The 21,562-nt window shown below is 65.6% G+C and carries 17 protein-coding genes and 1 pseudogene; 9 read left to right on the top strand and 9 right to left on the bottom strand.

Translation table 11 applies throughout. The annotated features are described in order from the left end of the window. The first annotated feature begins 47 nt into the window (after window positions 1-47). Window positions 48-1,766 carry an FAD-dependent oxidoreductase gene (locus tag AB4Y44_RS07415; protein WP_368699111.1) on the top strand — a complete coding sequence of 573 codons (1,719 nt, stop codon included), beginning with the start codon at window positions 48-50 and terminating at the stop codon, window positions 1,764-1,766. Further along, entirely contained in the window at window positions 1,766-2,713 is a 948-nt protein-coding gene (locus AB4Y44_RS07410; RefSeq protein ID WP_368699110.1) for an NAD-dependent epimerase/dehydratase family protein, read from the top strand. The genes AB4Y44_RS07415 and AB4Y44_RS07410 overlap by 1 nt, the downstream gene beginning before the upstream one ends. 204 nt (window positions 2,714-2,917) lie before the next feature. Here the strand turns inward: AB4Y44_RS07410 and AB4Y44_RS07405 are convergent, their stop codons facing one another. Next, the gene (locus AB4Y44_RS07405; protein WP_342923091.1) at window positions 2,918-3,046 is read right to left on the bottom strand and encodes a hypothetical protein; all 129 of its coding nucleotides are present in this window, start codon (window positions 3,044-3,046) and stop codon (window positions 2,918-2,920) included. Window positions 3,047-3,067: 21 nt separating this feature from the next. Here AB4Y44_RS07405 and AB4Y44_RS07400 point away from each other — a divergent pair, with 21 nt between their 5' ends. After that, complete coding sequence (locus AB4Y44_RS07400; protein WP_368699109.1) at window positions 3,068-3,775, top strand: transposase; 708 nt, start codon at window positions 3,068-3,070, stop codon at window positions 3,773-3,775. A 301-nt stretch (window positions 3,776-4,076) separates the two neighbouring features. Here the strand turns inward: AB4Y44_RS07400 and AB4Y44_RS07395 are convergent, their stop codons facing one another. Both AB4Y44_RS07395 and AB4Y44_RS07390 read right to left on the bottom strand, forming a co-directional pair. After that, complete coding sequence (locus tag AB4Y44_RS07395; RefSeq protein WP_368699108.1) at window positions 4,077-4,757, bottom strand: VIT1/CCC1 transporter family protein; 681 nt, start codon at window positions 4,755-4,757, stop codon at window positions 4,077-4,079. A gap of 28 nt (window positions 4,758-4,785) precedes the next feature. Then, window positions 4,786-6,537, bottom strand: a complete 1,752-nt coding sequence (locus AB4Y44_RS07390; RefSeq protein ID WP_368699107.1) for a SulP family inorganic anion transporter — start codon at window positions 6,535-6,537, stop codon at window positions 4,786-4,788. Between the two features lie 445 nt (window positions 6,538-6,982). Between AB4Y44_RS07390 and AB4Y44_RS07385 the strand changes: the two genes are divergently transcribed. The 3 genes from AB4Y44_RS07385 (at window position 6,983) to fabI (ending at window position 11,443) form a co-directional block, all read left to right on the top strand. Continuing rightward, window positions 6,983-9,373: a DUF3141 domain-containing protein gene (locus tag AB4Y44_RS07385; RefSeq protein ID WP_368699106.1), complete on the top strand. Its 2,391-nt coding sequence runs from the start codon at window positions 6,983-6,985 to the stop codon at window positions 9,371-9,373. A gap of 78 nt (window positions 9,374-9,451) precedes the next feature. After that, complete coding sequence (locus tag AB4Y44_RS07380; protein WP_368699105.1) at window positions 9,452-10,633, top strand: acetate/propionate family kinase; 1,182 nt, start codon at window positions 9,452-9,454, stop codon at window positions 10,631-10,633. Between the two features lie 27 nt (window positions 10,634-10,660). Continuing rightward, window positions 10,661-11,443: an enoyl-ACP reductase FabI gene (gene fabI, locus AB4Y44_RS07375; protein WP_342923085.1), complete on the top strand. Its 783-nt coding sequence runs from the start codon at window positions 10,661-10,663 to the stop codon at window positions 11,441-11,443. A 52-nt stretch (window positions 11,444-11,495) separates the two neighbouring features. Here fabI and AB4Y44_RS07370 read toward each other — a convergent pair whose 3' ends face one another. Then, entirely contained in the window at window positions 11,496-11,633 is a 138-nt protein-coding gene (locus AB4Y44_RS07370) for a hypothetical protein (RefSeq protein WP_342923084.1), read from the bottom strand. Window positions 11,634-11,772: 139 nt separating this feature from the next. After that, window positions 11,773-12,168 (bottom strand): annotated as a pseudogene (locus AB4Y44_RS07365) (diguanylate cyclase); the annotation flags it as partial. A 59-nt stretch (window positions 12,169-12,227) separates the two neighbouring features. Between AB4Y44_RS07365 and AB4Y44_RS07360 the strand changes: the two are divergent. The 3 genes from AB4Y44_RS07360 (at window position 12,228) to AB4Y44_RS07350 (ending at window position 14,924) form a co-directional block, all read left to right on the top strand. Next, the gene (locus AB4Y44_RS07360) at window positions 12,228-12,644 is read left to right on the top strand and encodes a PilZ domain-containing protein (RefSeq protein ID WP_342923083.1); all 417 of its coding nucleotides are present in this window, start codon (window positions 12,228-12,230) and stop codon (window positions 12,642-12,644) included. Window positions 12,645-12,680: 36 nt separating this feature from the next. Next, window positions 12,681-12,959 carry a hypothetical protein gene (locus AB4Y44_RS07355; protein ID WP_368699104.1) on the top strand — a complete coding sequence of 93 codons (279 nt, stop codon included), beginning with the start codon at window positions 12,681-12,683 and terminating at the stop codon, window positions 12,957-12,959. 282 nt (window positions 12,960-13,241) lie between these two features. Beyond that, a complete protein-coding gene (locus AB4Y44_RS07350) occupies window positions 13,242-14,924 on the top strand; it encodes an alkaline phosphatase family protein (RefSeq protein ID WP_368699103.1) in 1,683 nt (560 codons plus the stop codon). 78 nt (window positions 14,925-15,002) lie between these two features. Here the strand turns inward: AB4Y44_RS07350 and AB4Y44_RS07345 are convergent, their stop codons facing one another. From AB4Y44_RS07345 to AB4Y44_RS07330, 4 genes are all read right to left on the bottom strand, one after another. Further along, window positions 15,003-16,793: an FAD-dependent oxidoreductase gene (locus AB4Y44_RS07345; RefSeq protein ID WP_368699102.1), complete on the bottom strand. Its 1,791-nt coding sequence runs from the start codon at window positions 16,791-16,793 to the stop codon at window positions 15,003-15,005. 376 nt (window positions 16,794-17,169) lie between these two features. Further along, window positions 17,170-18,552, bottom strand: coding sequence for a lipopolysaccharide biosynthesis protein (locus tag AB4Y44_RS07340; protein WP_368699101.1), 1,383 nt, complete (start codon window positions 18,550-18,552; stop codon window positions 17,170-17,172). Next, window positions 18,545-20,239, bottom strand: a complete 1,695-nt coding sequence (locus AB4Y44_RS07335; protein ID WP_368699100.1) for a glycoside hydrolase family 44 protein — start codon at window positions 20,237-20,239, stop codon at window positions 18,545-18,547. The genes AB4Y44_RS07340 and AB4Y44_RS07335 overlap by 8 nt, the downstream gene beginning before the upstream one ends. Next, window positions 20,226-21,512, bottom strand: coding sequence for a hypothetical protein (locus AB4Y44_RS07330; protein ID WP_368699099.1), 1,287 nt, complete (start codon window positions 21,510-21,512; stop codon window positions 20,226-20,228). The genes AB4Y44_RS07335 and AB4Y44_RS07330 overlap by 14 nt, the downstream gene beginning before the upstream one ends. Window positions 21,513-21,562 lie beyond the last annotated feature (50 nt).

Here is a 21,562-nt window from a genome sequence, read left to right as displayed (position 1 = left end):
GCTACGATCCCCGCGGCCCGTTTTCCCTTTCCCATACGCAATAGACGATGATCACCGACGCCCGTGAGATTCCCGCCGGCACGACGCTGCACGCGGACCTGTGCATCGTGGGTGCCGGCGCCGCCGGCATTGCGCTCGCGCTCGCGCTGGAAGAGAGCGGGCTCGACGTGATCATGCTGGAGAGCGGCGGCGATGCGCCCGAGCCCGCCACCCAGCAGCTGTACGCGGGCACGGTGGCGAACGCGGCGCTGCATCCGCCGCCCGACCATTACCGCGTGCGCCGCTTCGGCGGCTCGACCACGTTGTGGGGCGGCCGCTGCATGCCGTTCGACGCGCTTGACTTCGAGACGCGCGCCTACGTCGCGCACAGCGGCTGGCCGATCGCCTTCGCCGATGTGCTGCGCCACTACCCGCAAGCCAACGCGCTGTGCGAAGCGGGCGAATTCGCCTATTCGGCCGAAGGCGCGTTCGCCGTGCCGCCGCGTCCGATGATCGGCGGCTTTGCCAGCGACGTGTTTTCGACGCACACGCTCGAGCGCTTCAGCTGCCCGACCGATTTCGGTCAGCGGTACCGGGCGCGCCTCGCGAAAGGCCGCGTGCGCGTGCTCCAGCATGCGAACCTGTGCCGCCTGCCGATGCTGGCGGGTTCGACGCGGCGCGTCGGCGCGGCCCAGGTGCGCGTGCTAAATACAAAGGACGCGACGGGCGGCGCGACGTTCGAGGTGGCCGCGCGCGCCTACGTGCTCGCGGCCGGCGGCCTCGAAGTGCCGCGCCTGTTGCTCAACAGCCCCGGGCCGAGCGGCCGGGGACTCGGCAACGCCCATGACGCGGTGGGCCGCTATTACATGAGCCATCTCGCGGGCACGATCGGCACGCTCGATCTCGCGGCGGCGCAGTCCGTGTGGCACGGCTACGAGGTGACGGAAGAGGGCATCTATTGCCGCCGCCGCCTCGCACTGCGCCCGGAACAGCAAGCCGCGCTGCGCGCGGGCAACTTCATTGCGCGCCTGCATCATCCGCGCATTCCGGACGCCGGGCACGGCAACGGCATCCTCTCCGCGCTGTATCTCGCGCGCGGCATCGTGCCCTACGAATACGCGAAGCGTCTCTACGACGGCACGCCTGAAGGCTATGCGGGCTCCACGCTCGCGCACGCAAAGAACGTCGTCGCCGACGCGCCGAACACGGCCCGTTTCCTGTGGCACTGGCTGCGGCGGCGCACGCTGGCCGCGCGCAAGTTCCCCTCGGTGATCGTGCGGCCCGCGAATCTGTGCTTCTCGCTCGACTTCCATGCGGAGCAGGAGCCCAATCCGGCGAGCCGCGTGACGCTCGGCGACGAAACCGATGCGCTCGGCCTGCGCCGCATTCATGTGGACTGGCGGTATACGCAACAGGACGTCGAGACCGTGAGCCGCGCGCTCGCCGCGCTCGCGCACGAGGTCGAGCGCGCGGGCGTGGGCCGCTTCAGCTACGACCCCGCACAGGTCGAAGCCGAAATGACGCGCTACGGCGCCTATGGCGGCCATCACATCGGCACGGCGCGCATGGGGCGCGACGCGCACACGAGCGTGGTCGATGCCGACTGCCGGCTGCACGAAGCGGACAACGTCTATGTGGCGGGCGCCGCCGTGTTCCCGACTTCGGGCCAGGCGAATCCGACCTTGACCATCGTCGCGCTCGCCCTGCGGCTCGCCGAACACCTCAAGGGCGCCGCCGATCTCGGCGCGCTGCCCGTTCCCATCGCAAACCAATCCGAACCCGCGTGATGAAAGCCCGTATTCTCGTTCTCGGCGCGACCGGCTTCGTCGGCCGCCATCTGGTGAAAGCGCTCAACAGTACCGGGTGGGCCGAGCCGGTGGCCGCCTCGCGCCGGGAAGGAAGCGGCCTGCGCCGTGTCGATGCCGCGGACCCCGCGTCGGTCGCCGCCGCGCTGGCCGACGTGGACGGCGTGGTCAACTGCGTGGCGGGTGCACCGGCGACGATCGTCGCGAATGCGCGTGCGCTGGCGGCCGCGCTGGCGTCACGCGGTGCGCCGCTACCGCTGGTCCACTTCAGTTCGATGGCGGTGTACGGCGCCGCCGAAGGCCGTATCGACGAAGCGGCCGCGCTCGACGCCGTGAGCCCCTATGGCCATGCGAAGGTCGAGTCGGAGCGACTGCTCGCTTCACTGCCCGCGCTGACGATATTGCGCCCGGGGTGCATCTACGGAGGCGGCAGTCCGCAGTGGTCGGCGCGCATTGCGCAACTGCTGCGCGCGCGGCGCCTGGGCGACCTCGGCGCTGCCGGCGACGGTTGCAGCAATCTCGTGCACATCGACGACGTCGTGCAGGCGGCGCTGGCCGGGCTGCGCACGCCGGCTTCGGGCGCGCAGGCCTACAACCTGGCGATGGCCCAGGCGCCGCGCTGGAACGAGTACTTCGTCGCGTACGCGCGTATTCTGGGGGCGACGCCGGTGCAGCGGATCGGTGCGCGGCGTCTTGCGCTCGAAACGAAGGTGTGGGCGCCTGCGCTGAAGATTGCCGGGATCGCGGGGCGCAAACTGGGCGGCGTGAAGGTGCCGCCGCCGCTGCCGCCTTCGCTCGCGCGGTTGTGGCAACAGGACATCCGGCTCGACGCGCGCCGCGCGCAACAGGCTTTTGACATGACGTGGACGCCGTGGCGTGTCGCGCTGCAGGCCGAAGCGTTCGTGGCGGCGGCGTCGCGCGCCGACTGAACCGGTCGGGTTAGTCCAGGTTTCGGTTCGCCGGAGTTTCGGGCTTCGGCTTGCCGCTATCGTTCGGACTCCTGCAAACAACATTCGGCAACCGCGGCCCCTTCGACCATCGTACCCTCGTGTTGCGACGCCTTAGTGGTGCCGGATCGCGACGCGACGGCTATTCAGCGGCGGCATAAAAAAGCATGCGCTCAAATCGGCAAATCAGCGAATTGAGGCCATAAAAAAGGCCTGTTCGCGACGCAGACGCACGCGCGCGCCCCATAGAATTTGAGCGTAGATCCACTCACGCAGCGTCAGGCGATCGATACCTGTCGGATCGCTTCCCCACATCGGATTTCCGGTTAATTCAGCATGACACGGCTTGCACGGCACTACGTCCCAGAACAACCGCAGCACGTTATCCTGCAGGGGCTCAAAGGGCCCGCATTCCTCGACGAAGGAGACTACCTTTACTTCCTCGCCTGCCTCGCGGACGCCGCGCGCGTCGCCGATCTGGCAGTCCACGCGTGGGTGCTCATGCCCGACGCGGTGCAGTTCCTCGTCACGCCTTCATACGAGTCGAGCGTAGCCATGGCGATGCAGGCGGTTTGCCGCCGCTACGTCGAGACATTCAACCGCCGCCACGGTCGCCGCGGTGCGATGTGGCGTGGCGAGTACCGCGCAACCGTGATCGAACCCGACCGCTATTTTCTGCTCGCAAGCCAGGTCATCGATCATGCGCCGGTGCGCAACCACCTTGTGACCGAGCCGGGCAACTACCCGTGGTCGAGCTACATGCACCACGTCGGGTTGCGTGTCGACAGGTTCATCAAGGACCATCCGCTCTACCGGGCGCTCGGCGATACGCCGTTCGAGCGCCACGAGTCCTACCGCGATCTGGGCGCGCAGCCTCTGGACGAAGCCGAGGTCAACAACCTGATGCGGGCGACGCTCGAAGGCTGGGTGCTCGGTAGCGCTGCATACTGCGAGTGGGCGGCGCAGACAGCCAACCGGCGGTTGATGCCATTGCTGCTGCGCGACCGGCCGAGCAAGGTTCGCACGGCTAGCGCCCACGCATGACGAGGGACGGTGGGCTAGCCGCACAGCGGGGGCGGTCGTTCGTCCTGATGGGTCGATCGTCTACGAGATCCATCCGGACGGGGATCGTTCGCCGGCCATCCTCGCACGGCGTATCTGGGTCTTGGCTACGAATACTGGCACAACATGTACGGCACGCCGGCTTCCGAACAACCGGGCACACGCAGACTTCCGTCCCGATGTTCGTGGCCGAAATCCACTTCTAAAGCAGGGGTGACGGCCATCGGCAACTGGAATGCGGGTTGCCGATGGCCGCGGATAACGGATCCGTGCTGCCTGACGGCTAGCCGCCGAGCGCAATGATCGCCATCGTCAGCACGATCCCAAGCAGCGTCATCGCGAAGCCCGCTTTCATTGCGCCCGCGCCGGTGTAGCGTCCGAGCGCGAAACCGGCAGTGAAGAGCATCGCGAGCGTGAGTACGCGGGAGACGACGAGCGCCACTGTGTGATCCCTCACGAGAATAAACGGCAGGGCAACGGGGAACGTCGATATGACGACGAGCAGAAAAACGCCCAGTGCCCCAAGAAAGTCGTCGCGCCTGAAATGCGCGCGAGGTGGCAGCGTAGGCTTCGCGGCGAGGCGCGCACGAATCAGCTCGAGTTCGTCGTCGTCGACGAGCGGCTCCAGCGCCGTCGGCAACGCGGCGCGCAATGCCCGTACGGCTACGGCGCGGTCCGGTTCGCGCTTCACGGTCAGGGCGAGTGTGAGGCGCTGTCCGCGATCCGCGAGCGAGCGGACAAGATACATCACGGCATCCGCGAGGCCCCACGCGAGATTGCAGCCGAGGGCGGCGAAGAACAGTTTGCTGCCGGCGTCCTCGCCCGTCGTGACAGCCTTGACCGCGCCGACGAACGTCAACGCCATGAACAGGCCAAAACACAGTTCGGTCACGCGCTCGACCGTATTGAGTATGGGCTCGCCCTTTTCAGAGGTGGTCTGCTGTGTCGGGGTAGCGGTATTCATATGGCCTCGTAGAGGAGGAGATGAGCGGTCATGGCGTTTTCTGTCCGGGATGGCTAGTGGCAGACGATACGCCATCGCGCGAAATGGCATGCTGTGCCTCCCACCACGCGGCTAGCGCCTGTTCGAGATTGAGAAACATGCGCTCGTGTCCTAGCACGCTGCCGAGCGGCGCCTTCTCGAGGACGGCAAAGACTTCGGGATTGAGGCCCACGACCCAGACTTCGATTCCGCTCTCGCGACATTGCTTCTCGGCCTCGGTCAGCATCTTCAATGCTGTGTACTCCACATCGAATACGGCCCGCATATCGAGCGCCATGACCCTGGGGCGCGTCTGGGCGAGCAGCGGCATGATCTTGTGCACGATGTTGGCGGCGTTGAGAAAGAAAATGCGTCCCTCGGGCCGCAGGAGCAGCAGTCCGGGAAAGTCCTCGTCGTCTGGATGCTCGTCCGATACCGGGCGGAATACGTTCGTGCCGGGCTTGCGCCGCAGCACGTACACAGGGGGATCGGAGACCTGATGGGCGAGTGCGACGAGCGAAACGACGATGGCGATCAGAATGCCTTGCAGCGTGCCGAGCAGCACGACGCCCACCAGCGCCACGACCGCCCAGACGAACTCGGTCCGCCGGATGGCGAGGATCGCGCGGAAGTCCGCCGGATTGAGCAGGCCGATCGAATAGACGATCACCACGGCAGCGAGCGTGGCGTGCGGCATGAGGCCGATGACGGGCGCGAGCAGCACCATGGTGCCCAGCGTCACGGCTGCGGTGGCGAGTTCGGCCAGTTGCGAATGCGCACCGGCCAGCCGGTTGACGGCCGTCTGGGTCGTCCCGCCGCCCGCGGGCATCGAGCCGAACAGCGCGCCCAGCGCATTGCCCAGGCCTGTCGCCAGCAGTTCGCGGTTCGGCAGCGGAACGGGTTCCCCGCTGAGCGCGAATGCGCGCCCCGAAGCAATCGTTTCGGTAAAACTCATCAAGGCAATGCCCACCGCAGCCGGCCAGAGCGCGTCGATCAGCGAAAGATCCGGCATCACGAACGACGGCAGTCCGGTCGGGATCTCGCCGACGATCTCCACGCCGTACCGCTGCACGCCAGCAAAAGCGACGCACGCAATCCCGAGCGCCACCGCAATGAGCGGGGCCGGGGACTTCGGGTACCAGTGTTCGAGCGCGACCAGCACGACGATCGTCAGCGCGCCCATGGCAACCGTCGCCGTCGACGCATGGGGAAGCCCTGCGACGAGCGCATACACGTTATGGAAGAACGATCCTTTCAAGACGTGAATGCCAAGCAGTTTCGGCAATTGATCGAGCACGATGACGATGGCGATGCCGGCCTTGAAGCCCGTCAACACGGGCTCGGAAATGAAGTTCGCGACGAACCCCAGCCTGAGCAAGGCGGCGAGCGCGAGGAAGAGGCCGACAAGCAGCGTGAGCGTGGCGGTCGCGACGACCAGTTGGGCGGTGTTGCCATCGGGCGCAACCTGACCGAGCGCGGCCGCGCTCAGGATGGCCAGCGTCGCGCTGGTGCTGACGCTCAGTGGCCTTGACGTACCGAAGAGCGCGTAGATCACCATCGGCACGAACGCCGTGTAGAGCCCGGTCTCGACGGGCAGTCCGGCAACGGTCGCGTAAGCCATCGCTTTCGGCAACACGACAGCCGCCGCCGTGACGCCCGCGACGATGTCGGGTTTGATCCACGCCGTCCGGTAGTCGCGTACCCATTCGAGCACGGGAAGACGAAAGCCGGATTTGCGGTGCGACGCGGACTGATCGCGCATGATGCTGTGGCCTCCAGGAACAGAAACACTACCGACGCACATCAACGTCGAATGTCTCACCGCTGCCTTCCCGTGGGCTACTGCATTCAACATGCCGGAGCGGAATTTTGACGAATCCCATGTTGTGGATCAAGCGTCAATCGGACTTTGGTCCTACTGCGGTCAGCGCGGTCGTAACGGCAGGGTATGGGCCGATGGTCCTATAGAGAAAGCACGCGAGTGGCTGCACGATTCAGTTCGTGCAGGTGCGGCATCGTCGCCGGCCCCGCGCGCGGCCCGTAACGAACCTGTCACGAGCGTCTGCCAGTGTCTACAGAGACAGCAGCCATGTCCGCCTTTGCGGCTACGCGCGTGACTGCCCGGCATATTCGTAAGCATTCCTTTCATTCAATCGAGGCGGCGGTCGTGGCGTTTGCCACCCGCTCGCGGACCAGAGGGTGATGCCATGACCGACCTAGCCAATCAATATGCTCGTTCCCAGGAGATCGGCGGCAAAGTTGCCCGGGTGCTCGCAAAGCGATCGCAACTAGCGCAAACCCAATTCAGTCAGCGTTTAGCGGATGCGGCCGGGCGGCTGGGCGAGAGCGATCAACCCGCTTCGGCGAGCCCCGCATGGGCAACTGGGCTGGACCCCTGGGCCGGCTACCGCTACGCGATGGATGTCGCCGAGCGTTCCGTGCTCTTCTGGGACACCTTACGTCAGCGCGGCAATGGTTTCGTCGAGCAGGCGCGCAACGGTCTGCAACCCGTGCTCCACTTCGGCCACGAACTCGTGATCGACGGCCGCAAGCTGGCGCGGCCGGTCAACTACGCGCTCGTGCGCCTGCTGCCGCCCGACGGTGTGGTCATCGACGTTAGCAAGCGTCCTTACGTGATCATCGACCCGCGTGCGGGCCACGGTCCCGGCATCGGCGGCTTCAAGGACGATTCACAGGCCGGCGTTGCGCTCAAGGCCGGCCACTCCGTGTATTTCGTCATCTTTTTTCGCGATCCGGAGCCCGGCCAGACCCTGCTCGATGTCTGCGCGGCGGAAGCGCAATTCATCAAGAAGGTCTGCGAACTGCACCCGGACAGCCCGAAACCGGCGATCGTCGGCAACTGCCAGGGCGGCTGGGCCGCCATGATGCTCGCGAGCTCCGACCCGGACCATACGGGGCCGCTCGTCATCAACGGCGCCCCGATGTCCTACTGGAGCGGCGCGTGGAGCGAAGGCGAGGGCGACAATCCCATGCGCTACTCGGGCGGCATGCTGGGCGGCACCTGGCTCGCGTCGCTGACGGCCGATCTCGGCAACGGCAAGTTCGACGGCGCCCATCTCGTGCAGAACTTCGAGAACCTCAATCCTGCCAACAGCCTGTGGGACAAGTACTATCACCTGTTCGACAACGCCGATACCGAGCCGCCGCGCTTCCTCGACTTCGAGCGCTGGTGGGGCGGTTATTACCTGATGAACCGCGAGGAGATCGAGTGGATCACGCGCAACCTGTTCATCGGCAACACCCTCTGGTCGGGCGAGGTTCGGGGTCTCGACGGGGCGGCGTTCGATCTGCGGGAAATCAAGTCGCCTATCATCCTGTTCGCTTCGCTGGGCGACAACATCACGCCGCCTCAACAGGCATTCAACTGGGTCGCCGACATTTATGGCAGCACGGAGGAAATCAAGGCGCGCGGTCAGGTGATCGTGGGGCTCGTGCACCAGAGCATCGGCCATCTCGGCATTTTTGTTTCGGGCAAGGTGGCGAAGAAGGAGCATCGGCAGATCGCCTCCGTGCTCGAAGCGATCGAAGTCTTCCCGCCCGGTCTCTACGGCATGGAGATTGCCGAGCGCCGGGGCGAAGACGGTAAGACGGAATACGACGTGTCATTCCGGGAGTATCGCCTCGAAGACATCGCCGGGCGCCTGAACCGGTTCGAGCGTAGCGATGAGCAGCCGTTCGAGGCCGTCAAGCGCGTATCGGAGTTGAACCAGCGCGCGTACGAGCTATTCCTGCAGCCGTGGGTACGGGCGTGGTCGAACGAAACGACGGCGAACCTGCAGCGGCAGTTTCATCCGCTTCGCGCGCAACGCTGGGCGCTTTCGGACCTGAATCCGTGGCTCGCATGGCTTGGGCCGGCTGCCGAGGCAGTCCGGGCAAAGCGGCATGCCGAAGCGCATGAGGACACCCGGTTGAGGGAGTTCGAGCACTATGGCTCGGAGATCATCAGTGCGTCGCTCGACTTCTATCGCGCGATGCGCGACGCCATGACGGAGAGCGCGTTCTTTTCCTTCTACGGCAACATGTACGCCGTCGAACACGGCGAAGAGGCGCAAGCCCGACCCGCCGCGGCGGCCGGAGACCACCGCGATCTGCCCTACGTGAGGGACGCGTTGGCGTCGATGACCGAAGGCGGCTACACGGAGGCGCTGGCTCGCGCCGCTTGCCTGCTCGCGCGCCGGGGCGAGCCGCTCCCGCTTGCGCGGCTTGCGCTGCGCAGCGAACTCGCGAAGGATTATGCCGCGTATTTGCCCCAGCTTCCGGGCGACCAGTGGAGGCGCGTGCGCGGCGAGCAGGAAATCATCGTGCGTTACGAGCCGGAACAGGCGCTCGCCACGCTGCCGCATCTGCTGGAAGACCCGAAGGACCGGGAGAAGCTGCTCGAACGGGCCGAAAAGCTGCTGGCGGACCGGCGCGTGCAGGAAGCCGGGCCGACCGCTGCGCAGCTCAGCATGCTCGACAAGATCCGTTCGTCCCTGCCGCTGGAACGCGCACCGGCGGTACGGACTGTCGCAGCCATGCATGAGGTTCCCGAGGCCCCGCCCACCCGCGTGGCGCCCGATCTCAAGGAGCCGTCGTGAAGCGCGAACACGAAAAGCATGTGCGGCTTGCAAGCGGTCCGTCGTTGCTCGCCGGCGCGCGGGCGGCAGGGTAGAACCATGGCCGACGTCATCCTCGTTCTCAATGCCGGTTCGTCGAGCATCAAGTTCAGCGCGTTCAATGCGCAGCCGGACGATCTGCCGCTTGTCATGCACGGCCAGATCGAGGGGCTGCTGTCGGCGCCGCGTTTCGTCGCGTTCGATGGCAAAGGGGTGCTGACCGGGAGTCAGGATTGGGGCACTCAACCCCTTGGGCATGATGAGGCCGTTGCTCACATCGCCCAGTTCCTGCGCAGTCATCGCGACGGCAACCGCCTGGTCGCCGTCGGCCATCGCGTGGTGCATGGCGGCCAGGGATTCTCGAAGCCCGTGGCCGTCACGCCCGCCCTGCTGGACGAACTCGACAAGCTCACGCCGCTCGCGCCGCTCCATCAGCCACACAACCTGAAGCCGATTCGCGTCATCGCCGAGCGCAACCCGGAGTTGCCGCAAGTCGCCTGTTTCGACACGGCGTTTCATGCAACACAGCCTGCGCTTGCCTCGACGTTCGCGCTGCCGGCAGCGTTGACGGAGCGAGGCGTGCGGCGCTACGGCTTCCACGGCCTGTCTTATGAGTACATCGCCAGCACGCTGCCCGATGTGGCTCCTGACGCCGCGAAAGGCCGCACCGTCGTCGCGCATCTCGGCAATGGCGCGAGCATGTGTGCGATGGACGCGGGCAGGAGTGTGGCGAGCACGATGGGCTTCACCGCGCTCGACGGGCTGCCCATGGGCACGCGCAGCGGCAATCTCGATCCCGGCGCGATTCTTTATCTGCTCGACGAACTGAAGATGGATACGCGCGGCGTCGAAGACCTGCTGTACCGCCGTTCGGGGCTGCTGGGGGTCTCGGGTATTTCGGGCGACATGCGTACGCTGCTGGCGAGCCACGACGCGCGCGCGGCCTTCGCCGTCGAGCTGTACGCGTATCGCATTGGACGCGAACTCGGATCGCTCGCCGCCGCGCTGCAGGGGCTCGACGCGCTGGTTTTCACGGCGGGCATCGGCGAGCACTCGCCGGAGATCCGGCGGCGGGCCTGCGAACAGGCTCGCTGGTGCGGGGTGGAAATCGACAGCAGGGCGAACGAAGCGGGCAGTCCCTGCATCAGCACGGCGTCGAGCAAGGTCTCGGTCTGGGTGATACCGACCAACGAAGAACTCATGATCGCCCGCCACACGCGTGACGTGACGGGCATTGCGTGAATCCGCGCGCTTGCCTTGGAGAGTCTGATGAGCCAGAGCGTTCAACACCCGGTGCTGACCGGAAAGAAGGCGTTGGTGACGGGTATCGCCAACGAGCATTCGATCGCCTACGGCTGCGCGAAGGCGTTCCACGAAGTGGGCGCCGATCTCGCGATCACCTATGCCGACGAGAAAGCCAGGCCATACGTGGAGCCGCTGGCAAAAGACCTCGGAGCGCCTATTTTCATGCCGTTCAACGTCTCGAAACAGGACGAACTGGAGGCGGTATTCGAGCGAATTGCGAGCGAATGGGGCGAACTCGACATACTCGTGCATTCCGTCGCCTGGGCGCCGAAGAACGATTTGCAGGGCGGGTTGCTCAACTGCTCGGCCGAAGGCTTTGCGGCGGCCATGGACATCTCATGCCATTCGTTCGTGCGCATGGCCCGGCTCGCCGCGCCGCTGATGAAGCAGGGCGGCTCCATGTTCGCGATGAGCTATTACGGCGCGAACAAGGTCGTCCCCAACTACAACGTCATGGGTCCGGTCAAGGCGGCGCTGGAAGCGTGCGCACGCTATCTGGCGTATGAACTGGGTCCGCAGCAGATCCGCGTGCACGCCGTATCGCCCGGGCCGCTGAAAACACGCGCGGCATCCGGCCTGAAGGACTTCGACGTGCTGCTCACCCAGGCGGCGGAACGGGCGCCGCTTGGCGAACTGGTCGACATCATGGACGTCGGCTTCACCTGTGCGTACCTCGCGACGCCCTACGCGCGGCGCCTGTCTGGCGAAACGCTTTATGTGGACGGCGGCGTTCACATCATGGCGTAGGCGCGCGAACGCCGCTTCCAGTCGCGCATTCAGCCGGGTCGGCCGTCGCGCATCACAGCTGGAATGCGCGCACCGCCGAGCGCAACGTTTCTGCCTGTGCGCGCAGTGCGCCGGCTGCTTGAACGCCGTCCTGCACGAAGGCGGCGTTTTGCTGGGTGACGCGATCCATCACCGTGACGGCCGCGTTCACCTGCTCTGTATCAGCCGCAAATCGATATGGCTCATGCGCACGCCCGATCTCGCCGCGCGCACGCTGGCCGGTCTGCGGGAGCTGGGCGTGCGCGTCGCCATCGACGATTTCGGTACGGGTTATTCGAGCCTCGGGTATCTCAAACGCTTTCGCCGGTCAACGCGCCGTTGCGGAACGCCTGGCGCAGGCGCGTCGAAATGCGCAAGCGCGAGGTCGCGGCCTCGCTCAGTTCCGGGCGATAGAACTGGTACTGGTTGCGGCCGTTCTGCTTGGCCAGATACATCGCCGCGTCGGCATTGCGCATCAGGGCGTCGGCATCGTCGCCGTCGGCGGTGACCATGAACTCGTCGCCGCCATAGCGCGCCACCGTCCCGCGTTCGCCGACGACGCGCTCGAAGCGCCGCGCGATCTGGGCCAGCAGCGCGTCGCCGATGCGGTGACCGAGCGAGTCGTTGACCTCCTTGAAATTGTCGAGATCGAGGAAGATCATCGCCAGCGTCTTGCCCGTCCGGCTCGCCAGTTGCAGCTCGCGGGTCGCACGCTCGTTGGATTGGGGGCACGTGAAGAGCGGCCGAACTGTTCAGGCGCTTAATTGTGCGCAGTCACGTTAAAATCCCGACGCTCAATAAAAATGAAACGTTGAAAACAGGTGCCATGCGTATGCGAAGTGGACTGGATATGCGTCGGGAGGACCGTACGCCGCTGTTGTTCGCCCCGCTGCTTCTGAACAAGGACGGCAAGGCTCTCGCCCAGGTCGCCGACCTCAGCTCGCGCGGAGCGCTCCTGCACGCGCGCAACGGTCTGCTGTTCCGTGGAGAGACGGTCTCGGGGTGGTTGCAGTCGGCGCCGATCGACGACGAAGACGAGATCGTCCTCGCCGTCGCGCTCGATGTTCGCTGGATCTCCGAGGATCAGGACAGAGGGTGGAGCCGCGTGGGTTGCGAGATGCACCCGCTGGATCAGCGCTCGATGGCCCGGCTGCAGGATCTCATCGCGAAGGCCGCGCCCTAGCCGATCAACGAGTCACGCCCAGACGCTAAAGTTTGTGTGCCGGCCGCCGAAAATCCCAGCATGGCGCACGAACAACCCAAACCACCGCAAGACGATCCGATCTGGGCAGAAGCACGGGCGCTGGAAGCCAGCATCCGCGCGATCAGACGGGCACAGGGAAAGCGGAATCCCGAAGACTGTGTACCGGGCAGCCCGGGATCTTTCGCGGTCATGGAAGCGTTCGTGCGCGATGTCGGGCGTGTGCTCGCGCTCGATATGCTCGAGCGCGAAAAGGGCAATGACATCGATCTGAACGGGGCGGGCTCGACTGGTTAGACGATTAACGCAATAAATGATAAACATTATCATCAGGATTCCAGATTGACATCGGAAATGGATTAATCGGTTGAAATAGATCGCTGCATTCACACCCTCATGCAATAGCCGCGCTACCCTGATACAACCTGTTACATTGAGTCAAACGCACGTCCCTCAAGCCTCTCGCGCTCCTGTGGAAGACAACCGAAAGTAATCTTTCACGGCATTTTCTCATTCCGCGACTTATCTCCTCTTGGGCGCTTTCGCGCCCAATTCATAATTCATATCAAGAGGTGAAGAATGAACGCGATCGGAAAATGGTTTGGAGTCAGGGCAATCGTAAGTGCGAGCGTGCTGGCGTTTGCGAGCATGGCCGCGGCGGCGCAGGATCAGGATGGCGATCACAACCAGCAATACACGCACGTTTTGCTGATCAGTGTGGACGGGATGCACGAGGCCGACCTGGAAAACTACATCAAGACGCACCCGCAATCCACCTTCGCGAAACTCGTCATACACGGTGTCGAGTACACCCATGCCTCGACGTCCCGGCCCTCCGATTCGTATCCCGGGCTCCTTGCATTCGCAACCGGCGGCAGCCCGCTGAGCCACGGCGTCTTCTACGACGACACCTACGACGCGACCCTGTACCCGCCGGGCAGCAATTGCACGGGCACGCCCGGCACCGAGGTGACCAACTTCGAAGCGCTCGACTGGGATCTCACCCAGCTCGATGGCGGTTCGCCTCCTGCGGGGGCCGCGTACGACAAGCGCAATCCGCACATCAATCCCGCGAAGCTCCCGCTGCGCAAGACGGCCGGCGGCGCCTGCGTGCAGGTCTGGCCGCATCTGTACATGAAGAACGGCACGAACACGATCTTCGAGATCATTCATCAGGCCGGCATGCGCACCGCGTGGTCGGACAAGCACCCGGCCTACGAGATCGTGAACGGGCCTTCGGGGCTGGGACTCGACGAACTCTACGCGCCCGAGATCAACTCGACCTCGTTGCAAGCCAATGGCTTCCCGAGCGCGCCCGCGACCGTCGACTGGACCGCCGACCCGATATATACCCGGGCTTATGACGGCTTCAAGGTCAAGGTCGTATTGAACTGGATTCATGGGCTCGATCAGACCGGCACGAAGCAGGTGGGCGTCCCCGCGATCTTCGGCATGAACTTCCAGGCGGTGAGCGTCGGGCAGAAGGTCACGTCCGCGATGGAAGGCACGACCACGACGCGCGGCGGTTATCTCGATGCCGCCGGGACGCCGACCGTGCCGCTCGAACAGTCGCTCGACTTCGTCGATGCCTCGCTGGGCCAGATGTACGACGCGCTCAAAGCGGGCCATCTCCTGCATTCGACGCTGTTCATCGTCGGCGGCAAACATGGCCAGTCGCCGATCGACCTGAAGAAGCTTCACATGCTGAGCGGTTCGAAGAACGCCTATGCCACCGCCGACGTGAGCGATGTCGCCACCGTGCTCGGCAATGGCGGCGTGCCGGTCGCTCAGGAAACGGCCGACGACGTGTCGCTCATCTGGCTCAAGAACCACGGCGATACGGCAAAGGCGGTCTCGCTCCTTGACGCTGACGAGGCGAGCGGCAATTCCACCCACATCCAGACGCTCTATCACGACGCAGCGCTGAAGGCGATCTGGGGCGACCCTGCCCAGGGCCGGGTGCCCGACCTCATCATTCAGCCGATACCCGGGACGATCTACAGCAAGAGCGCGGCGAAGCTGGCCGAACACGGCGGACTCTACACCGACGATACGAACACGCTGCTGGTGGTCTCCAACCCGAAGCTGCAGAAGAATGTCGTCAATACGCCGGTGACCAACATGCAGGTGGCGCCGACCATCCTGAAGGCGCTCGGTCTCGACCCGCACAAGCTGGTTGCCGTTCAGCGTGAAGGCACCCAGGTCCTTCCGGGCCTGCAGGCCACGGGAGACGACGACTCGGGCGACAATTCGCAGCAGTAGCCGTGAGCGTGCCGGCGGTCCACGTTTGGCTTGGGGCCGTCGGCGTGTCGTGAAGATGCGCATCCGCCGCCGCAACGTTCACGATTGCGCGGGCGTAAAGCCGTCGGGACTCCAGTCCTCGCTGCCCACGCCGTGATGGACGTAAAAGAAACCTTCCGGATCGTAGCGATCCTTGATCGTTTTCAGCCGCGCGTAGTTGACGCCCCAAAACGCTTCGCGCCAATCGTTGCGAAAAAAATCGGTCTCCGAAATATAGGAGCCGCTTTGTGGCGACAGCGCCTTGAGAATCGCCGCAGCCCTGCCGATATTTTCGGCGTTGCGATGTGCCTGCGCCATATCAGGCGCGGGGATGGGCAGGCCAGGAAACGGCGGCGGGCCGCCGGTGGCGACGATCATCAGGCCGAAGGCATCGGCGACTTTCGGATTCGTCGCGCACTGGCGCGCCTGCTCGTTCACCTCCGGCGGCGCGCCCGCGAGTCCCTTGTTGAAATGCAGCTCGACGGCCTGAAACCGGGCCGCCGCCACGAACGCGTCAACGAGCCGGCGGCGCTGCGACGGTTCGAGAAGGGCCGCGGGCAGCCATTGCGACTCATAGGCGTGCAGGAAGGCGGAGGCCTGCTCGCCATCGCCTTGCCACCAGCCATGGTTGTGCTCGGCGCCCGGGCGTGGGTCGGGCACGAGTCCCGGGTTGGCTTCGACGTCCCACCAGCGGCGCGACGGACCGGCGCCGACGCGCGGTCCTTCGTTGAAGGTGAAATCCGCCGGCGAGGCACGCACCCAATCGGTGAAGGGCGCCCAGACCGACTTGACCTGATGGTCGTCGAGGCCCTGGCACACCATCGCCACCTCGATCTCGTCGCTGTGAAAGATGAAGCGCTCGCCCCATGCCGGGTTGAACAGATTTTCTGCGTAGTGATCGACCAGCCGCGCAGCGAGCCGCCGGTAAGCCTCGGGTGATGAAGTCTGGACCTTGAACCTGGCCCAGCCGAAGTTTTCGGGCAGGTCATGGGTCTGCAGCGTGAGCCTCGTCACGACACCGAAACTGCCGCCGCCGCCTCCTTTGAGCGCCCAGAAAAGATCGGGCTCCTGGCATGCGTTGACCGTGCGGGCAACGCCGTCGGCGGTGACGATCTCCGCCTGGAGCAGACTCGCGGCCGCGAGTCCATAGCGCTTCGACCAGGAACCGAAGCCGCCGCCCAGAACGAGGCCGGCGACGCCCACGGTCGTACATCCGCCGCCCTGAACGTAGCGTCCCGCCTGCGTTGTGACGGCGGTATAGACGTCGATCCACATGCAGCCTGCCTCTACCGTCACGGCCGGCTGTGGCGGCGTCGGGCAGCCGGCCGGCACGAATGCGTCATGGAGTGCGATGCGGTTCATCCCGCGCGTCCAGATCAGCAGGGAATCCGGTGCGTTCGAGCCGCCAAGGTAGCTGTGGCCGCCGCCTTTCACCACCAGCCGCAAGTTGTGTCGGCGCGCGAAGTTGACGCCCGCGACGACGTCCGCGGTCGAGCGGGCCGCCACTGCGTAAACGCTTGCGTGCGCCGTCCATGCATCGAGCCAGCCGGAGATCTGGGTGGCGCCGGGATCGTCGCCGAGCGCGAATGGATTGCGCGCTTCCTTGACTCTCGCGAGGCACTCCGGCGCGTGGGGTGCTTGCGCGCAAGTCTGCCAGATCGTGGTGGGTTGCAGCAGATTTCCGCCGACCGCATGGCTCAACGCCTCCCATTCCGGCGCTTTCGGCCACCCGGGATCGCCGGGCCGGATGCGGCCCGCGCGAGCCGCGGCAGGCAGCGCGCCGGCGAAACTCGAGCTAGCGGTGAGGCACGGCAAGGCGACAACCCCCTTTAGCAGGCAGCGTCGTTTCATGACGGCTTTTGTCCTCGCGACGAGTGAAACGCTTAGTTTTCCCAATTATGACGCAGCGCTGCCAGAGCCCGCTGAAGCGAGCGACCGGCTTCGACGATTGCCGCGTCTAACCCGTCGAGCAGCAAGCGCACGAGCGGATCGCGCGGTCAGGATTGGTGTACTTCACGGTGTTGACGAGCAATGTGGCATCGCATCGCGTCGCACCGGCCCGCCATCGGCGTAAAGGGGTTTTTAGCGCAGAGGGGTCGGGGATTCTTTTCATGATATCAGCATGCCGCGGGCCTCGCCGTGCCGCCTGCGCTCGCCGATGCTTATTCGCGCCGGAACGACGTGTCGTTGAACGCGCAAGCAATTGAGGCGGGCGCTGCGCGACGATCTAGGCGTCCTGTTTTCCGTCTCGCGCCGCGCTGCGTCCCGGCACGCGCCCGAGCACCCATCGCCCGAGCAGCGCAAGTGGCAACACGCCCAGCAGCCGGTGCGCCGCCCAAGCCGCGAGCGCGCCGTTCACGGCAATGGCGAGCGATGCCGCAGCAGCCGCCCCGACGCTGCCGCCCATCGGCGCGAGCACGGCGAGGCCCACGAGCAGCACGGCGACCGAGTAGAAGTTGATTCGGTACAGGACGGAAGTGTGCGCGGTCATGCCCAGCAGTTCGGGCATGGCGGTAAAGCAGGCCGCGGCGATCTGGCCGAGCGCGAGCACGCGCAGCGCGGCCGCGCCGCCGCCGAAGCCCGGTCCGAACAGGCGCAGCAAGTGTTCGGGAAAGAGCAGCATGCAGAGCGCGGCGGGCAACGCGAGGCACAGCACGAGGCCCGCCGCCTGGGCCGCGCTTTTGTCGAGCCCATGCCGGTCGTTGCGCGCGAAAAGGCTCGCGAACTTCGGCGCGGCCATGCCGGTCACGCCGCTGATCAGCAGATTGATGACGAGCGCGAGACGCCACGCCAGCGCGAAGAGCCCGGTCTCGCGCGACGAGGCGACGATGCCGAGCACGATGGCGGGCGCCGAGGTGATCAACAGCTTCGTGAATTCCAGCGTGAAAAGCGGCAAGCCCGCCTTGAGCAGGCGCGGCGGTTCGGCGGGCGCTGGTGTGCTAGCGGGCACGCCGGCAAGAAAACGCCTGAGCAGAAACGCGCCGGTCAGCGCGGTGAGCGTGAAGCTGGCGGCGATCAGCATGAGCGTGCTGGCGACGCTCATGCCGTGCGTCAATCCGAGCGGGATGGCGACGGCGCAGAAGATCGCGGGCCAGAGCCAGGAATAGATCATCTGGCTGCAGCCCACGCGCTGGAGTCCGGCAAGCGCCCCCGCCATGGCCGCGCCGAGATTTTGCGGGATGAACGAGAGCGCGCCGAGCGCGAGCGGCCAGGCGAGTTCGGGCTTCTTCAGCACGTCGTGCGCGAAGGCGAATGCGCCGGCGCCAAGCACGATCGAGATGGCGACGGAGGCGAGCAGCACCAGCCACAGCGCGTGGCGAATGGCGGGCCGCACGGCGCGCGCCTCGCCCGCCGCGAGGTCCATCGCGATCTGCCGCGTGAGCGCCTGGTCGATGCCGAGGCGCCCGAACCCCGCGAGCGCCACCATCGTGCTGAACACGATATAGAAGTCGCCCGTCTGCACCACGCCCAGCATGGCGGCGATCAGCAGATGGAAGCCGTAGCGGCTCGGCAGGTCGAGCAGGCGCACGCCGAGGCTCACGAGCGAGCCCCGGATCATCGAACCGCCGTTTGGGCGCGCGGGCACGCGCGCTTCGCGGGCTTCACTCATGCTGCGCCTGCGCGCCGCGCAGGACGAACAGCGTCACGCTCTGCGCGGGCAGGCTCGCGCGCAGCGTGCTGTCCTGGTAGCGCGCGTCGGTCATGCGGAACAGCTGGTTGTTCGCGAGCCGCCAGGTTTCGGCCACGCCGCTCGCCGCGAAATGATCGAGTGTGACGGCGGCATCGGCGGGGCGGTCCAGCTGCTTGTTGATGACCACGAGCGTCAGCGCATGGTCGCGCTCGCGCAAGGCGGCGAATGCGGAAACGGTGTCCGGGTCGGGCGCGTTCGCGGCAATGCTGGTCGCGCCGAACGCCGCACCGTTGCCGTCGTAGTTGCGGTAGAGCTTGAATGCCTTGTACACCGGCATCGAGGGATCGAGCGTGCCCCAGCGCGTGGCGATATCCAGCCCCTCGCGGCCGAAAATGCCGAGCACGTCGGCCTGGGCCGTCGCGCCGTTCATCAGCGTGTCGCCACCCCAGTTGTATTCCGTGATGCCGATGGGCGTGCCCGGGTAGTAGTACGTATCGACCCAATGGCGCATCAGCGGGATCAGCGCGACGACGTTGTTGATCCACGTGGGGTCTTTGTAGTTCGGGTCCCACAGGTCGCGCGTGGAGCGGTTGCGCGTGAGCGCCACGGCCTGCGAGTTCGTCACGCCCGTTTCGGCGTATTCGCCGCCCTGCGGGTAGAAGTGCAGGCTGAACACGTCGACCGGATGGCCCGCCGCTTTCCATTGCGCGAGCAGCCAGGGCACGTACGGCATGCCCTGGGTTTCGCCTGTTCGGTCCGGCGTGTGATCGAGGCCGTGGTCCGCGGCGTACTGCTGGTCGAAGCCACTGTAGAAATAGCCCTGCCAGCCCCATTCTTCGGGCGCGACGATCTGCGCGTGCGGGTCCGCCGCCTTCACGGCGCGCGCATAGTCGATCACCTTGCCGGCGATTTCGCTCGCATGCGCGCCCGTGGGATGGACGTCGCGGTGTATGAGCTGCCAGAGGCTCGGCTCGTTGTCGAGCGCGTAGTAACGCACGCCGCCCCCGCTCGCGCCGCCGAATTGCTTCACCAGATCGGCGACGCGCGCCTGCTCGTTTTGCGGGTCGTCGGGCGTCGAGGCGTCGTTCGCGTCGTTGCCGGCAATCGGCTTGCCGCCGGCCGCCACGCCGTTGCCGGCGTCGGCGTGGCCGTTCACGTCGTGATTCGGTTGCGGGCCGTACTTGGCGATCGAGAAGCTCGCGAGCGTCTCGCGCGCCGGACCGAGTTTCGCCACACGGCCGAGCATTGGAATGGTCACGATGGGCGTGGCGCCCGCCGCCTGGGTGAGCGCGACGAAGCGCTCGCCGAACTGATCGTTGATATCGGCGGGATTGACGGCGAGGCTCTCGAAATACCAGTCCTTGCCCGCGTTGCGTGCGTCGAGGCGCCAGTTATAGGCCGAGGCGCTGTTGCCTCCCGAGCGGTTGACCGGCGCGCGCAGGTCTTGCAGGACGGCCGTCGTGCCGAAGTTGATGCCGTAAATGAGCGGGCTGATGGGGTGCCGGCCGGCGGCGGCATCCACCGAAATGGCCACCGGCAAGGGCGTGCCCGAGGTCGCGTCGGTGCAGGCCGCCGCGCCCGACATGAGCAGCGCGCCCACCAGCAGCGTATGCAGGTTGGGGCGCTTGATGCGCTTGATGCGCTTGTTGCGCTTAGGGCGTGGCATGGTGAACCTGCAGATCGGCATGGTCGTCGTGATGGCCGTCCAGCTCGCCCACGCGCCAGATGTACGCGAAGATCGCGAGAATGACCGCGGTCTCGCCCGGCGTGAGGGTAGGCGGGTAAAAGAATGAAATGAGCAGGACGTAGACGAGATAGTCGAACAGCGCGCCGAGAAAATCGTCGTCGACCTTCTTGCGCAGGCGCCGGTAGAACACGATGCCGCGCAGCTGGAAGAACAGGATGACGAGCGCGCCGATCAGGCCGTACTCGAACACGATGCCGAGCCACGTAATGTCGGCGAGGAAGAAAAAGTGGTGGAAGTAGTCGATCAGGTTGTCCTTGCTGGTCGAGCTGATCGTGCCCACGCCGAAGAGCCAGCGCATCGGCTCGCTGCCGAGGAACTTCGTGGCGAGCAGGATGGTGATGCGGCGCGTGTCGAAGCCCGTGCTCGCGTCGGTGCTGAAGGTCGTGGCGAGGTAGCCCGCCGAGAACAGGGCGACGAGCGCGACGGGCGCGGCGAGCAGCAGCAGGACGCGTGTGCGCATGCGCGACCAGGCGAAGGTGTTGATGACGAGCACGCCCATGATGCCGATGACCATGGCGCGCGTCTTGACGATCAGCAGCGTGACGGCGAACGCGACGACCACGCCCAGCAGACAGCCCGCGTGCTTTTCGAAAAAGGCCCTCCGGTAGCAGAAGAACAGCAGGATGAGCGGGAAATACATCGACATGCGGATGCGATGGCCGCGGTTGTCGCTGCTGAAAAAGGGCGACTGGCCGATCACATACGACTCCTGGTACCAGTCGGAGGGCACCACGGCCCAGAGTACGATCAGCACCGCGAGAATGACGACGCCGAGCACCAGGAAGCCGCGCTCCAGCTCGCCTAGCGTGGGCTTGAGCGTGAGGAGCAGCGCGAGAAACGAGAAGAAGTACAGCACGGGCAGCAGTTTCACCTGCGCCGTGATGCTCGTGAAAAACCCTTCGTGGAAATAGAACACGGCGGCGAAGCTCGGCACCAGCAGGAGCCACGCGAAGCTGATGAGGATTTGCCGCGTCATGGGAAAACGCGGTTCGCCGCCCAGACGCAGCACGGCGGGCAGCGAAATCACCGGCAGCGCTTTCGAGAGCGCCCAGAGCGGCACGAGCGTGCTCAGGTAGTGGAAGGTCTGGCCGAAGAGCGGCAGGAGCGCGAGCAGCCACCACATGACCCGCCACCTGGCGGGCTCGCTCGAAAAGACCGGGGCAAGCCCGGTGGTCGTGGTGGCGGTTTCCATCGCGTGTGATTCGCGCTTGATTCGCTTGCCCGGTCGTGGAAAACCACGGG

The organism is Paraburkholderia sp. BR10937, assembly GCF_040965695.1.
Classification (GTDB): Bacteria; Pseudomonadota; Gammaproteobacteria; order Burkholderiales; family Burkholderiaceae; genus Paraburkholderia.
This window is presented reverse-complemented; position numbering and strand designations above follow the sequence as displayed.